The organism is Sphingomonas chlorellae, from assembly GCF_056485145.1.
The window spans coordinates 849,261-863,687 of sequence record NZ_JBQXXM010000001.1; the positions used below are offsets into that span (position 1 = coordinate 849,261).

Below are 14,427 nucleotides of genomic sequence, written 5' to 3' on the forward strand. Positions count from 1 at the left end.
ACGAGGATTGGCGTAAACACTTCTCCGGTTAACTGCGGATGAATGCAGTTTTCCCGTTCCAGTCCAGAAAGATAGGGCTGTGGTTACGTCCGCCGCGCCCCGCCGCGATGCACATGGCGCGACGAATTGGCCGTTCGTGCGTTCGGCGCGGCATGGAACGGCTGTGGTTCATCACCAATCCCGCCTCGGGCACCGCGACGCAGGCCAAGTGCGACGCGCTGGAGGCGGTGTTCGCCGAACGCGGGCTGACGCTGGCGGGACGCACGCGCTTCCCCGAGGCGGCGATGCCGCCGCCCGACGAACTGGCCGCGGCCGCGGTCGACACGGTGGTGTTGTTCGCGGGCGACGGGACGATCAACGCGGCGCTTTGCGCGCTCGCCGAATGGGACGGTGCCTTCCTGATCCTGCCGGGCGGCACGATGAACCTGCTCGCGCGTGCGCTGCATGGTACGGCGGAGCCGCATGCGATCGTTCATGCCGCGCACCGATGCGACCGGAGGGTGGCGTTGCCGATGGTCGAGGCGGGCGGGCACCGCGCCTTTGTGGGCATGATCCTGGGGCCGGCGGCGTCGTGGTTCCGTGCGCGCGAGGCGGTGCGCGGGCGGCGGCCGGGGCGGCTGGTCGCCGCGGTGCGGGCGGGCTGGCGCCGGACCTTTGGCGATCCCGGCGTGCGCGTCGCGGGGGCCGGACTGGCGGCGCGTTATCAGGCGGTGTTCGTCACCCCCGATACCGACGGGCTCGACGTCGCGGCGGTCGATGCGCGGGACTGGCGGACGATCGCCGAACTCGGCTGGGAGTGGCTGACCGGCGACTGGGTGGCGGCGCGCGCCGTCGATCGCGCGCGGGCGGCGGCATTGTCGCTCCAGGCGCCGCGGCGCGTGCTCGCGCTGATCGACGGCGAGCCGGTGACGCTGACCGCCGGGACGACGATCCGCCTGGGGCACAGCCGGCGCCATTTCCTCGCGACCGCCGAGGTGAGCGGAACGGCGGCGGGGCAGGGGAAGGCGGCGGCGTGATCCGGCTGTTCCATGTCAGCGACGTGCATTTCGGGCGCGAGGACGTTGCCGCGATCGCCTGGTTCGATGCCTGCGTCCGCGACGAGCGACCCGATGCGATCATCATGACCGGCGACCTGACGATGCGCGCGCGCGCTTCCGAATTCGCCGCGGCGGCTCGCTGGCTGGAGGGACTGGCGCCGCCGGTAACGGTTGAGGTCGGCAATCACGACCTGCCCTATTTCAACCTGTGGGCGCGCCTGTTCGCGCCCTATCGCCGCTATCGCGCGCTCGAGCGGATGATCGAGCGGCCGCTTGACCTCAAGGGGATTGCGGTGGTGCCGCTCAAGACGACGGCAAGGCTGCAGGCCCGGCTCAACTGGTCCAAGGGGCATGTGAGCCCGCGCGCACTGCAGCGCACGCTTGCGCTGGTCGAGGCCGCGGCGCCGGACGATCTGGTGTTCGTTGCGGCGCACCACCCGCTGATCGAGCCGGGAACGCAGGCGAGCGCCCGCACGCGGGGCGGGCCGGCGGCGCTGGCCGCCCTGGCGACGGCAGGCGCCGACGCGGTGCTGAGCGGGCACGTCCACGACCCGTTCGATCATGCGCATCGGCTGGGCGACCAGGCGATCCGGCTGATCGGTGCGGGCACGCTGTCGCAGCGCGTGCGCAGCCAGCCGCCGTCGTTCAACGAGATCCAGATCGCCGACGGTAGCTTTACGACGGTGGCGCGCTTTCTGGGCGAGCGGCCTCGACCGCTGTAGCGACGGCGGGCGGGCGATACGGAAACGGGGCGCCGGCTCCGGGTGAAAGCACCCGGACCCGACGCCCCGCTCCCTGTTTCGCGATCAGAAACGGAACGCGAGCGAACCGCGATAGCTCTGGCTGTTCAGATCCTTGCGCCACACATCGGTCTGGACCGACAGGCTGAGGTCGACCGCGCCGGTGCGAACGGTGATGCCGCCGTTCACCTCGCCCCAGTCATGATCCTGGCTGTTGAGCGAGAACAGCGCATCGGGACCGACGCCGCCGACCAGGTTGGCGCCGATCAGCGTCGGCCGATCGGTGAAGTCGTGCACCCAGTTGGCAGAGACGAACGGCCGGATGCGCGGCAGCTTGGCGCTGAGCGACGCCCCGAGCCGGCTCTGCACGCTGTTGAGGTCGGTCCGGTCATAGCGCAGCGCCGCCGGGCCGCCGGTTTCCGGCGTGGGCGAGAAGTCGAGATGGCTGGCGCGCAGCGATGCGCGCGGTTCGGCGCGCAGCTTGCCCAGATCGAAGGGACGGCTGATGCCGACCTCGCCGTTGAGCGCCAGCGCATTGTCGCGCGACTTGAGCCGATACGCCGTGCCCGCGACCGAGACCGCGCGCTGCGTCCGCGCCTGGAACACGCCGGCGCTGAGCTGGGTATCGAAGTTGAACGCGCCGAGCGTTCCCTTGGTGTAGAGCGTTCCTTCGAACAGGTCGCCCGTCGCCCGCTGACCGGGGAAGGCGGCGTCGCCGTCGAGCCGGGTATAGCCGAGCGAGAAGCCGATCATCCCCGCGTCCTGCACGGTCTCGAGGCCGGCGGCGATGTACCAGCCGTCGAAATTGTCGCGGCCGGCGCCGGTGCCTGCCATCGGCCGGGCATCGCCGTTGAGGTAACCGCCCGCGACGAACGCGCTCATCGTGTCGGGAAGCTTGCCGGTCTCGACGGTCATCGCGGGGCTGTCGGTGCGGATCTCGCCACCCAGCCGGGCCGCACCGATCGTGTTCGACGCGACCATCAGCGGCTGGCCGATGCGTGCGAAGCTGCCCCCCGCCGTGGTGAGGTCATAGCCGATCAGCCGCTCACGGTGGAAATTGGCCATCGTGTCGATCGCGACGGTGCCGATCGAGCGGACGGTCGTTTCCGCCGCGGGCGCGAGGCCGGTGAGCGTCGTGCGGATCGACGACGCGTTGAGCAGGTCGAGCGGGCCGTAGAGCCCGTCATACTGCCCCTGCCGCGTCCGGTTCTGATCGAGCAGGGCGGCATAGGCGCGCTGCACCGACGAGGCCGGATCGACGACATCGGCATAGCGGCCGGCGTCGATGCGGAGCTGAACGGCATTGGCCGAGTAGCTGAGCGTCGGCTTGAGGATCGCGCTGAGCGCCGCGGGGGCGGCGAAGCTGCCGGTCACGCCGCCTTCAGCGGTCACGATCGTGTAGCTGTTGCCGGCGCGCAGCGTGGTGGGCGAATAGTTGATCCCGAGCTGGCCGCCGAGGTTGGCGATGCCGTCGACCGGCTTGCCGGCCGCGAAGCTGGTTGCGGCGACAGCGATCCGGTCCGATCCCGCCCCGGTGACGTCGACGACGTAGAGCGTGCCCGAGGCGAGCACGACATTGCCGCGGAAGTTGAGCGTGCCGACGGTGCCGACGGTGCCCGGCGCGATCGTGCCCATGACGCTGGTGAAATAGGGGGCGGTGATCGTGCCGGTGCCGGTAAGCCCGCCGCCCAGCATGAAGAAGTCGCCCGGCGTGGTCAGCGTGCCGTCGACGTTGAGCGTGCCGGTCACCAGGTTGACGTCGCCGAGTACGTTCAGTGCGCCGGCGCGGGCGATGTCGAGCCGCGCCTGCGTGCCCGCGATGCCCAGCCGGTCGATCTTCGCCTGCGTGTCGAGCGTGGTGGTGCCCGCCGCGGCCAGCGTGACGTCGAAATACTTGCCCATCGTGCCGGTGACATGGTCGCCGTCGACATTGTTCGGGACGAAACCGGTTGCGCCCGGCAGGCCGTTCGCGAGCGACGGGGCCGCACCCTGGGGAACCGCCTGGCCCGCCGCCTGATCGGGCGTGCCCGCCGCATTGGCCGTGCCGCCGCTGCTCAGCGAGCCTGCCGAGACGGTGGCGGCACCGTTCCCCGCCGTCCCGATCGGCTTGTTCTCGATCGATACCGTGTCAGTGCCGACATTGTAGCACTGGCTGACGCCGTCGGACTGGAAGCACGTCTCGCCGAACTTGCCCGAACTGCCGTTGACGCCCTCACCCGGGGTGGTGGGAACGCCGTTCAGCAGTTTTCCGTCGGGTCCGATGATCTGATAGCTGGGATCGAGCGTCGTCACCCAGTGCTTGGGATCGCTCCACTTGCCGTCGCCGGCGACCGCCGTGACATAGCGGTACGGGTTGTTGGCGGCGATCCAGTCCCAATAGAGGTAGAGCGGCTGATAAAAGGATGCGGTGCCGTAGCCGTTCGCCGGCTGATTGTTGAAGAAGCGCGTATAGCCGCCTGACAGCACGCCGATCACCAGTTGCTTGGCATAGGCGCGGTCGAGGATCAGCGGGCCGCCCGAATCGCCGCTTGCCGTGATGCCTTCGTTGGGCAGCGCGTTGTCGCGCCACGCGTTGAAGTCATAGGGGCTGGCGCCGGCGGTGCCGCGCTTGGGATCGTCGAAGTCGATCCAATAGAGATTCTGGGGCAGCCCAGGCGCCGCGCCGAAGATGAACCCTTCGAAATCGTCGATCGAGGCGAGCGCGCCCAGCGTGTTTTCGGCGATGCGGCGGCGATAATCGATCCCGCCGGTCGAGCCGGTGGTCGCGGTGCCGTTGTTGCCATAGCCGGTGATCGTGACGTGATAGCCGGTGCCGTCGGCGGTGACCGGCGTCGCGGGCAGCGACGAGAAGAGCAGCGCCCAGGTGGGAATGTTCTTGGTCGGCGTGTCGAGCGAGGCGAGCGCGACGTCGCTGTACAGGAAGGAGTTGGCGGCGGGCTCGAGCGAACCCGGATGGTAGGTCACCTGGTTCGCATTGTAGAAATAGTTCGCCGCGTCGGTCTTGCCCTGGTTCGGCCCCTCCAGATACCAGTTGCGGATCCCCGGCAGGTTGTTGTTCGAAAAGCCGAAGCCGATCGGCAGGCCGCCGGCGGCATTGCCATAGTCGGTGGGTGCGTTCTCGTTCACGCAATGCGCGGCGAAGATCACCGTGCGCGGGTTGATCAGCGTTGCGGTGCACAGCCCCAGAAAGCCGTTCTGCTGATCGATGATCATCTGGCCGACGCCGTTGACGTTGACCGGGTCGCGCGCGGTCGTGGGCGTGCCGGGATTGGAAATGACGATCTGCGGCGTCAGTTCCGATTCATGGATTTTGGGACGGTCAACCCCGACCTGCGCAAAGGCGCTGCCCGGAAACAACAACGCGGCCGTAGCGGCCGTACCGAGCAGTGCCGCACGCGAAAACGCAAACTTTACCGAAGAACGCATCAAGAGATCCCCCTCTTGTTACCCGACCTACCGCGGGAACGAGGGAGCCTAAGTCGCTGGAAAAAAGCAAACAACCCCAGTTGCTGCTATTTTTTACAGGATAATGAAAATGGCTCCGGCCAGAGGCATTCCGGCTCGAAGGCGATCCGGCCCTTCGATCAGCTCCGAAACAGCGGCAGCGGTCCGCGATCCCCCGTCGACCAGGTCGACCAGTTGGGAAAGACATAGGGGAGGTCTGCATCGGCAACGCCGTGCCAGCGGGCGATCGCTCCCAGATATTCCTCCTGCGCGACCGCCGGGATGAACCGCCCTTCGCTGCTGATGTCGTCGTTGCCGCCGAGCACCGGGTCGGGATAGCGCCCGAAAATGCCGCCGGGCGCGACATTGCCGCCGACGACCAGATGATTGCTGCCCCACGCATGGTCGGTCCCCGCCTGGGCGTTGCCCTTGTAGGTGCGCCCGAAGTCGCTCATCGTGAACGCAGTGACGTTCTCGGACAATCCCAGCGCCTTCATCGCTCGATAGAAGGCGGCGAGCGCCATCGCCAGGTCGGACAGCAGCCCGCCATGCGCGCCGCCGAGATTGTCGGTGCCGGCGACCTGTCCCGAATGGTTGTCGAAGCCGCCCTGGCTGACAAAGAAGGTCTGGCGGCCATGGCCCAGCGTCGCGCGCGCCTCGATCATCCGGGCGACGCGCATCAACTGGCGGGCGACGTCGCTGGTCAGCGCCGCCCCGCTGCTCGGGTTGACGAAATAGCCGTCGACGGTGCTCGTCGCCGTCAGGATGGCATTGGCGGTGATCGCCTGGCCATAGGCGGCGTTGATGTCGCGCGCCGTCGCTTCGGTAATCGCACCATAGCCGCTGCCGTTGGCGAGGGCGTCGATCGCGCTGTTCTTGGCCTGGTTGGCGGCGCTCCCCCCGGCGGCATAGCCGCTGCGTGTCAGCGTTCCGGTCGAGGGCAGGACCATCGCCGAACTGGTGCGGCCGATGGTGATCAGGTTCGATCCCGCCAGCGAGATCATCGGCGGCATCCCCGACACGCTCATCCGGTCGGTGATCCGTCCCATGAAACCGTCATTGCCGAAATCGCGCGCGCGCAGCCCCTGCCAATGCGCCTGCTCGTCCGAATGGCTCATCAGGTTGGTGGGGCGCAGATCGGCGCGGGCGCGATAGGTCGCCTTGGACAGCGGGGCGAACAGCGTGCCGGCGTTGAGGACGAGCGCGAGCGCGCCCTCGTCCCACACCGGTCGCAGCGCCGACATCGCGGGATGAAGCGCATAGGGCGCGCCGGTGAGCGCGGTGAGCGAACCGGCCTTGATCCCGACCGAGCCGCGCGCCGAGAGATAGGCGGCGTGGCGCGAATCGGTGGGAATCACCATGTTCCAGCCGTCATTGCCGCCGAACAGGAACACGCCGACCATCGCGCGATAGCTGCCGTTCGGCGCTGCAATTGCGGTGGTGCGGCCCAGTTGGCCGATGGCGGCCATGGCGCCGGTGCCGGCGGCGAGGCGGACGAAATCGCGTCGGGAAAGCGTCATGGAGGGCCTCGCTTAACGATCGACCAGAAACAGGGGGCTCGATGCGGCGACGTAGAGCAGCGTCTGCGCACGCCGCCGCGCCTGCACGGCCGGGTCGGTGTTGGTGATCGCCACCGCGGCTGCCTTGAGCGCATTCTTCTGCGCCTGGGTCAGCGTATTGGCGAACAGGAGCAGGTCGATTCGCGCGACCATGGCGTCGACGTCGGTACCCAGCGACTCCCAGCCGCTCCACATCGGCTGGGTGAGCGCCGAATTGGGCAGGCCGGAGTCGAGCGCGAATTCGGCGCGGGTAGCGTCGCCGCCGATCGTCCAGTCATAGACGAAATTGTGCCAGCGCAGCACGTTGGGCGTGTTGAGCAGCTTCGAGGTGGGGCTGTGCAGCGTTGCGCTTCCGGGCAGCGGGAAGTCGGGCGGATAGAAGTTGAACACCGAGGGCGAGCGCATCACCGCCTCGCCCAGCGCGGCGTCGCGGGTGGTGAACACATAACCGTCGGTGGTGAAGCCGACGGCCCGGGCGAGTGCCGTCATCAGCAGCACCGGTTCCTTGAGCTTGCCGGCGTCCGCCCCCGGCCGGGCGCGCGCTTCGGCATCGGTGAGGATCGCGCGGACGACCGCCTTCAGATCGCCGCGTACACCCTTGCCGTTGTCGACGAACACCGCGGCGACGCGCCCGACATAGGCGGGGCTGGGGTTGGCGGTGACGAGCTGCAGGATCAGCGCGCGGGCAATATAGGGCGGGGTCGAGGGGTGGTTGAATGCCGCATCGACGACCGCGGCGACGCTGGCTTCCTGTGACGCGCCGGCGGGAACGCTGGCGCCCAGAAAGGTCTTGGCGCCGGTGTCGTAACGCGCGGGGACGGCAATCATCGGCTGCGAATAATCGCGGGCATTGCCGTCGGTGATCGCCGCGCCGCCGATCCGGGCATAGGTCCAGCCGGTGAGCGCACGGGCGACGCCGCGGATGTCGTCGGGACCATAGTTGGGAATGCGGGCGCCGTTGGCGTCGAGCCGGGGCGTCCCGTCCATGTTGAGCTGGTCCGGCCCCATCGAGAAGAGCTGGAGCAATTCGCGGGCATAGTTCTCCGACGGGGCCGACTTGTTGCTGTCGGCCATGTCGAGATAGTCGCCCATATAGCCGCTCATCGTCGCGGCGGCGAGGATGTCGCGATAATTGCCGAAGGCGTTGTCAAGGAAGATCTGGTTGAACGCGGCGATGCCCGCGGTGGCGTTGACCTCGACCTCGGACGCGACGACGATCTGCGACAGGGCGAAGGCGACGCGCTGGCGGAGCTGGTCCTGCCCGGCAATCGCATCGGCATAGAAGCGCATCGCCACCGGGATGCGGGAAAAGTTCTGGCGCTGGCACAGGCTGTCGTTGCCGGCGCAGAAGTCGCGGCGCACCGGCCTGGCGAGATCGGCATAGTTGCTGCCGGTCGCGGCGAACTGCTCGTCGAGCCAGGCGTCGACGCCCACGTCGCGGATATGGGCGACGAGCGTGGGGGTGGGGCCGAAGCTGGCCTGGCGGGCAAGCCGGGCGGCATCGCCGTCGGTGAAGACCGCCGCGGTGGGCGTCGGCGTTGGAGCGGGCGTGACCACGCCGGTGCCGCCGGACATGCCGCCGCCGCCGCCGCCGTCACATGCCGCAAGACCAACCAGAAGCGCGCTGCCGAGCGCGGTCGCCAAAGCTTGCCGGAACACTGAAAATCCCCCGCCCGTTGCCTACTTCGCAACCTGCATCATTCTGCATAGGCGGGGCGGTGCGTGCCGCCAACTTGTAGAAATACCTAAGGAAATTGTAACCAAACCGTCGCGGACGCGTGGAAGCGGCGGCGGGGCTGGCCCGTTGCGCGGCCGCAACGGCAATCGCGTCGGCCGAAAATGCGACGAACCGAGCGGAACCAAATGGAAAGGGGCGGCCCGTTGCCGGACCACCCCTTGCCTGCCCTTGCAAAAAGGCGAACGCCGATCAGCGCTTCGAGAACTGGAAGCTGCGGCGGGCCTTGGCCTTGCCGTACTTCTTACGTTCGACGACGCGGCTGTCGCGGGTCAGGAAGCCGGCCTTCTTGACCGCGCTGCGCAGCGCCGGTTCGAAGCGGCTGAGCGCCTGGGCAATGCCGTGCTTGACCGCGCCGGCCTGGCCCGAAAGGCCGCCGCCCTTGACGGTGCAGACGACGTCATACTGGCCCGCGCGATCGGCAACGCCGAACGGCTGGTTGATGACGAGGCGCAGCGTCGGACGCGCGAAATAGACTTCCTGGTCACGACCGTTGATCGTGATCTTGCCGGTGCCGGGCTTGAGCCAAACGCGCGCCACGGCGTCCTTACGACGGCCGGTCGCATAGGCGCGGCCGAACTTGTCGAGTTCCTGCTGGCGCAGCGGCGCCGCCGGAGCTTCCGGCGCGACGGGCGCCGCAACGGCGGCGTCGGTGGTGGTGGCGGCAGGCGCCACACCCTGGGTCAGGTTGCCCAGATCGGAAAGGGACTGGCGGTTGTCGGACATTATGCGCCCACCTTGTTCTTGCGGTTCAGGCCCGCGATATCCAGGACTTCGGGGTTCTGCGCCGCGTGGGGGTGCTCAGCGCCCTTGTAGATGCGCAGGTTGCGCATCTGCTGACGGCCCAGCGGGCCGCGCGGGATCATGCGCTCGATCGCCTTTTCGAGCACGCGCTCGGGGAAGCGGCCGCCGAGAACCTTGTCGGCGCGGACTTCCTTGAGGCCACCCGGATAGCCGGTGTGCTTGTAATAGAGCTTCTGCGTCAGCTTGCGGCCGGTGAAGCGCACCTTGTCCGCGTTGATGACGATGACATTGTCACCGCAATCGACGTGCGGGGTGAAGCTCGTCTTGTGCTTGCCGCGCAGGAGGTTGGCGATGATCACCGCCGCGCGGCCGACCACCAGACCTTCGGCATCGATCAGATGCCACTTCTTTTCCACCTCGTGCGGCTTTACCGACTTGGTGGTCTTCATCAGCTCCTTCATGGGGCCGGGACCTTTCGTGTGAAATGCAAGCGCGCCACCGTTGCCGGCAGCGCGATCGCGGGCCATTTGGCCGATGATGCCGTGAAAGTCAAGCAAATCGGCGGGTTTGCTGACGGGTATCTAAATACCCTAAGCGGCGTCGCCTCACGTTTCGGCGGCGATCCACGCCGCCACTGCCGGCGCGACGCGCGCGGTCCAGCTTTCGACGACGGCGAGGTCGTAATCGTGGAGCGCGGCGATGCGCGCGGCGAGCGCCGCGGCACATGCGGGCGCGGTCTTGAACAGCACGGGCACCTCGTCGGCGGTCTCGACCGCGCCCGCCCAGCGATAGATCGAACGGATGCCGCCGCCCAGATTGGCGCAGGCGGCGAGGCGTTCGTCGACCACCGCACGCGCGACGCGCGCCGCCGATTCGGCATCGGCGAAGGTGCAGTAGAGCAGCGCGATCTCGACCGTCATTCCCGCCGCCGTCAGCGCCGCACGCCGAGGCTGTGGATGCCCCAGGTCGTCGCGATCACGACGAGCGCGCCGGTCAACTGGTGGAGCGCGGCGAGCGGCACGTTGACGTCGGTCATCACCGTCGCGATGCCGAGCAGGATCTGCGTGCCGAACGCGCTGTGGATCGCGATCGAGGCGCGCCGGTCGATCCCGCGCACCGCGCGTGCGAGCACCACCAGCGCCGCGACGACGACCCACGCCCACCAGCGGTGGATGAAATGGGTGATCGCCGGATCGGCGGTGAGGAAGCCGAGCGGATCGAGCCCGGTGAGCGTCGGCCCGGGATAGAAATGGCCGTTCATCAGCGGCCACTGGTTGGTGACGTGCCCCGCGCGCAGCCCGGCGACGAGCGCGCCGTAGAAGAGCTGGACGAACAGCACCGCGCCGACGACGATGCCCAGCCCCGGCAGGCGCGCGGGCCGCGCGACCGGGTTCCAGACGAGCTGGCGCAGATCGAGCGCGGTCCACACCACGCCGGCGAGCGTGAACAGCGCGGTGAGCAGATGCACCGACAGCCAGTAATGGCTGACGGTGGTGCGGTCGCTGAGCCCCGAGCGGACCATCAGCCAGCCGAACGCGCCCTGAAGCCCGCCGAGCGCGAGCAGCGCGACGATGCGGGGCAGGTAGCCGCGCGGGATCTGGCGACGCACCGCGAACCAGATCAGCGGGAGCAGGAAGGCGAAGCCGATCACGCGCCCGAGCAGCCGGTGGACATATTCCCAGAAGAAGATCGCCTTGAACCCGGCGAGCGTCATCCCGGCATTCTGTTCATAATATTGCGGGATGCGCTGGTAATTCTCGAACTCGGCCTGCCACTGCGCATCGTTGAGCGGCGGCACGATCCCGCTGATCGGTTTCCACTGCGTGATCGACAGCCCCGATTCGGTGAGCCGCGTGATGCCGCCGACCGCGACCATCAGCACGATCAGGGCCGCCACGACGAACAGCCAGTTGGCGACGGCGCGCGGGCGCGCGGTGAGGGGGAGCAAGGACATCTGCAGCACGTTCCGTGATGTAAGCCGCGGCGAATGCGCACGCCAGCCGCTTGTCGATGGACTTTCGGGAAGCCGCGACGACATGCGAGGCGAGCCACCCGCGCGCGCAAAGTGAAGGGTGGCGCGCTTCATTCGTACACTTTGCGCGGGGCGCCGCGACGACCGGCCGGAACGGCCGCGCGCAACGGGGCAGGCGGGTCGCGATACGCATCGCCCAGTCTATGCGATGCGAAATCCTATTTTGGAAGCCTTGCCGGTACGGCGGGGCGGGGAAGCGCCGGCGCGCGGGCCGGCGCCTCCCCCGCGCCGGATCACGCCCGCGCGCCGTCGGCGAGTTCGGTTTCGTTGTAGCGCAGGGCCTTGAGCACGGTTTCGACGATGTGCGCCGCGTTGAGGCGCGCCTCGTCATATTGTTTTTCGGGCTTGTCCTGGTCCTGGAACAGGTCGGGCAGGCGCATCGTGCGCAGCTTGAGGCCCGCGTCGATCAGCCCTTCGTCGCTGGCCAGCGTCAGCACATGCGCGCCGAAGCCGCCGATCGCGCCTTCCTCGATCGTCACCGCGACTTCGTGCGTGCCGAGCAGGCGGCGGATCAGCGCCTCGTCGAGCGGCTTGGCGAAGCGCATGTCGGCGACGGTGGTCGACAGCCCGCGCGCCTCGAGCGCGTCGGCGGCCTTGAGCGCTTCGGCGAGGCGCGTGCCGAGCGACAGGATCGCGACCGTCTTGCCCTCGCGCACGATGCGGCCCTTGCCGATTTCGAGCCGCTCGGGCTTTTCGGGCATCGCGACGCCGACGCCGTTGCCGCGCGGATAGCGCAGCGCGATCGGGCCGCTGTCGTGCAGCGCGGCGGTGTGCGTCATGTGGACCAGCTCGGCCTCGTCCGCCGCGGCCATCACGACGAAATTGGGCAGGCTGGCAAGATAGGTCACGTCGAAGCTGCCGGCATGGGTCGCCCCGTCGGCGCCGACGAGCCCGGCACGGTCGATCGCGAAGCGCACCGGCAGGTTCTGGATCGCGACGTCGTGGACCACCTGGTCATAGGCGCGCTGAAGGAAGGTCGAATAGATCGCGCAGAACGGACGCATCCCCTGCGCCGCCAGCCCGGCGGCGAAGGTGACGGCGTGCTGTTCGGCGATGCCGACGTCGAAGGTGCGATCGGGGAACAGCGCCTGGAACTTGTCGAGCCCGGTGCCCGACGGCATCGCCGCGGTGATCGCGCACACGGTGGGATCGCGATCCGCCTCGGCCACGAGCGCCTGGGCGAACACGTTGGTGTAGCTGGGCGGTCCCGGCGGTGCCTTGGCCTGGGCGCCGGTGATGACGTCGAATTTCTGGACGCCGTGATACTTGTCCGCCGCCGCCTCGGCCGGGGCATAGCCCTTGCCCTTTTTGGTGACGACATGGACGAGGATGGGACCGTGTTCGGAATCGCGGACATTTTCGAGCACCGGAATCAGGTGATCGAGATTGTGGCCGTCGATCGGGCCGACATAATAGAAGCCCAGTTCCTCGAACAGCGTCCCGCCGGTCGCCATGCCGCGCGCGAATTCCTCGGCCCGTTCGGCGGCGTTGTGCGCGCGGCGCGACAGGCGGCGGATCGCGCGCTTCGCGAAGTTGCGCAGCCCGAGATATTCGGACGACGACACCATCCGCGCGAGATAGGCGGAGAGACCGCCGACCGGCGGCGCGATCGACATGTCGTTGTCGTTGAGGATCACGATCAGCCGGTTGCCCGCCTGTTCGGCGTTGTTCATCGCCTCATAGGCCATGCCCGCGCTCATCGCGCCGTCGCCGATCACCGCGATCGCCTTGCCCGGCCGGTCGGCGAGCTTGTTGGCGACGGCGAAACCGAGCGCGGCCGAGATCGACGTCGAGCTGTGCGCCGCGCCGAACGGGTCATATTCGCTTTCGGTGCGCTTGGTGAAACCCGACAGGCCGCCGCCCTGACGCAGCGTGCGGATGCGGCCGCGCCGCCCGGTGAGGATCTTGTGCGGGTAGCATTGATGCCCCACGTCCCAGATCAGCTTGTCGTCGGGCGTGTTGAACACATAGTGGATCGCAGTCGTCAGTTCGACGACGCCCAGCCCCGACCCGAGATGGCCGCCGGTGACGCCCACCGCCGAGATCACTTCGGCGCGCAGTTCGTCGGCGAGTTGTCTCAGATCCGCGGGCTTCAGCTTGCGAAGGTCTGCGGGCGTGTCGACCGTGTCGAGCAGCGGCGTCTTGGGAAGGTCAGCCATGCATCACCGTTAGCTTAACCGGAAAGCCAAGTCGAATGGTTCGATCCGGGATTTCCCGAATGGACAGGGTTCAGGCGCAGTTGCGGCAGCGGCCGCGCACCTCGATCACCGGGCGGATCGGGGTGAAGCCGACGCGCTCGGCCGCCTCGCGGACGCGGCCGGTGATGCTGTCGTCGTCGATATGCGTCGTCTGTCCGCACGAATCGCACACGAGGAAGATGCAGTCGTGCATGCAGTCGGGGTGCGCGTTGGCGACATAGGCGTTGGCGCTTTCGACGCGCCGCGCGAGGTTGGCGCCGACGAACAGGTCGAGGATGCGATAGATGCTGTTGGCGGCGACGCGGCGCCCCTCTGCCTTCGACACCGCTTCGGCGATGTCATAGGCCGAGGCGGGGCGATCGAAGCCCGCCAGCGCCTCGAACACGCGCTCGCGCATCGCCGTCCACTGCTCGCCGGTCTTGAGCAGCGTGGCCTGGGCGGCGCGCGTCAGGGCGGCGCCTTCATGCTCGTGATGCTGGTGCGCGTGCATGGCGTGCATTTAGGCGTGCGGCCGTCGCGCGGCAAGCCGCGGCACGGCGGGGCGATCAGCCGTGGGCGCGGCGGTTGAGCGCGTGGCCGAGCGCGACGAGGCTGACGCCGACCAGCGTCCACATCGTTTCGAACAGGCCGTGCGGGATCGACAGCGCGCCCGCCATGATGCCGATGCCGAAGGCGCCGACCGCAGCGGGGGCCATCGCGCCGTGCTCCATCGCGCCCTTGCCGAGCGCGATCACCGCGAAGACGATCGCGAGCGCCAGCCCGATCTCGTGAATCGCGGGGTGGACGAGCGCACCCGCCGACGAGACCAAAGTGAGCAGCACCGTGGTGGCGACGCAATGGACCAGGCACAACCCGCTGAGCCCGATCGCGAGGCGATCGAGATTGGGCCGCAGGGCCAGCCGGGGAAGTGGCAGAGTCGTCGCCATGGCGCCCGCATA

At 68.4% G+C, this 14,427-nt stretch carries 12 protein-coding genes; 2 read left to right on the forward strand and 10 right to left on the reverse strand.

The features are described from left to right. Positions 1-152: 152 nt before the first annotated feature. Positions 153-1,016, forward strand: a complete 864-nt coding sequence (locus ACT3CF_RS03950; RefSeq protein WP_478420504.1) for a diacylglycerol/lipid kinase family protein — start codon at positions 153-155, stop codon at positions 1,014-1,016. After that, a complete protein-coding gene (locus ACT3CF_RS03955; RefSeq protein WP_478420506.1) occupies positions 1,013-1,759 on the forward strand; it encodes a metallophosphoesterase family protein in 747 nt (248 codons plus the stop codon). Before ACT3CF_RS03950 ends, ACT3CF_RS03955 begins: the two co-directional genes overlap by 4 nt. 84 nt (positions 1,760-1,843) lie before the next feature. On the opposite strand, the gene ACT3CF_RS03960 is transcribed toward ACT3CF_RS03955, so the two are convergent. The 10 genes from ACT3CF_RS03960 to ACT3CF_RS04005 all read right to left on the reverse strand — a co-directional run bounded on the left by ACT3CF_RS03960 (position 1,844) and on the right by ACT3CF_RS04005 (position 14,415). Then, positions 1,844-5,203: an autotransporter domain-containing protein gene (locus tag ACT3CF_RS03960; protein ID WP_478420508.1), complete on the reverse strand. Its 3,360-nt coding sequence runs from the start codon at positions 5,201-5,203 to the stop codon at positions 1,844-1,846. Positions 5,204-5,361: 158 nt separating this feature from the next. Continuing rightward, positions 5,362-6,741, reverse strand: coding sequence for a DUF1501 domain-containing protein (locus ACT3CF_RS03965; RefSeq protein WP_478420510.1), 1,380 nt, complete (start codon positions 6,739-6,741; stop codon positions 5,362-5,364). Positions 6,742-6,753: 12 nt separating this feature from the next. Then, positions 6,754-8,439, reverse strand: a complete 1,686-nt coding sequence (locus tag ACT3CF_RS03970; RefSeq protein ID WP_478420512.1) for a DUF1800 domain-containing protein — start codon at positions 8,437-8,439, stop codon at positions 6,754-6,756. Positions 8,440-8,707: 268 nt separating this feature from the next. Beyond that, positions 8,708-9,241, reverse strand: a complete 534-nt coding sequence (rpsI, locus tag ACT3CF_RS03975) for a 30S ribosomal protein S9 (protein WP_478420514.1) — start codon at positions 9,239-9,241, stop codon at positions 8,708-8,710. Then, a complete protein-coding gene (gene rplM / locus ACT3CF_RS03980; protein ID WP_478420516.1) occupies positions 9,241-9,720 on the reverse strand; it encodes a 50S ribosomal protein L13 in 480 nt (159 codons plus the stop codon). Before rplM ends, rpsI begins: the two co-directional genes overlap by 1 nt. Before the next feature lie 144 nt (positions 9,721-9,864). Continuing rightward, positions 9,865-10,179 (reverse strand): divalent-cation tolerance protein CutA, encoded by a 315-nt coding sequence (gene cutA, locus ACT3CF_RS03985; protein WP_478420518.1) that lies wholly within the window; start codon positions 10,177-10,179, stop codon positions 9,865-9,867. A gap of 11 nt (positions 10,180-10,190) precedes the next feature. After that, the gene (locus ACT3CF_RS03990; protein ID WP_478420520.1) at positions 10,191-11,213 is read right to left on the reverse strand and encodes a COX15/CtaA family protein; all 1,023 of its coding nucleotides are present in this window, start codon (positions 11,211-11,213) and stop codon (positions 10,191-10,193) included. Between the two features lie 311 nt (positions 11,214-11,524). Continuing rightward, the gene (dxs, locus tag ACT3CF_RS03995) at positions 11,525-13,450 is read right to left on the reverse strand and encodes a 1-deoxy-D-xylulose-5-phosphate synthase (protein WP_478420522.1); all 1,926 of its coding nucleotides are present in this window, start codon (positions 13,448-13,450) and stop codon (positions 11,525-11,527) included. A 70-nt stretch (positions 13,451-13,520) separates the two neighbouring features. Then, a complete protein-coding gene (locus ACT3CF_RS04000; protein ID WP_478421342.1) occupies positions 13,521-13,979 on the reverse strand; it encodes a Fur family transcriptional regulator in 459 nt (152 codons plus the stop codon). Between the two features lie 55 nt (positions 13,980-14,034). Next, a complete protein-coding gene (locus ACT3CF_RS04005; protein ID WP_478420523.1) occupies positions 14,035-14,415 on the reverse strand; it encodes a MerC domain-containing protein in 381 nt (126 codons plus the stop codon). Positions 14,416-14,427: the final 12 nt, after the last annotated feature.

Bases quoted from the DNA above. Each gene is read 5' to 3' on its own strand.
- cutA (WP_478420518.1), bottom strand. From the start codon at position 10,179: ATGACGGTCGAGATCGCGCTGCTCTACTGCACCTTCGCCGATGCCGAA.
- ACT3CF_RS04000 (WP_478421342.1), bottom strand. From the start codon at position 13,979: ATGCACGCGCACCAGCATCACGAGCATGAAGGCGCCGCCCTGACGCGC.
- dxs (WP_478420522.1), bottom strand. From the start codon at position 13,450: ATGGCTGACCTTCCCAAGACGCCGCTGCTCGACACGGTCGACACGCCC.
- ACT3CF_RS04005 (WP_478420523.1), bottom strand. From the start codon at position 14,415: ATGGCGACGACTCTGCCACTTCCCCGGCTGGCCCTGCGGCCCAATCTC.
- ACT3CF_RS03960 (WP_478420508.1), bottom strand. From the start codon at position 5,203: ATGCGTTCTTCGGTAAAGTTTGCGTTTTCGCGTGCGGCACTGCTCGGT.
- rpsI (WP_478420514.1), bottom strand. From the start codon at position 9,241: ATGTCCGACAACCGCCAGTCCCTTTCCGATCTGGGCAACCTGACCCAG.
- ACT3CF_RS03990 (WP_478420520.1), bottom strand. From the start codon at position 11,213: ATGTCCTTGCTCCCCCTCACCGCGCGCCCGCGCGCCGTCGCCAACTGG.
- ACT3CF_RS03950 (WP_478420504.1), top strand. From the start codon at position 153: ATGGAACGGCTGTGGTTCATCACCAATCCCGCCTCGGGCACCGCGACG.
- rplM (WP_478420516.1), bottom strand. From the start codon at position 9,720: ATGAAGGAGCTGATGAAGACCACCAAGTCGGTAAAGCCGCACGAGGTG.
- ACT3CF_RS03965 (WP_478420510.1), bottom strand. From the start codon at position 6,741: ATGACGCTTTCCCGACGCGATTTCGTCCGCCTCGCCGCCGGCACCGGC.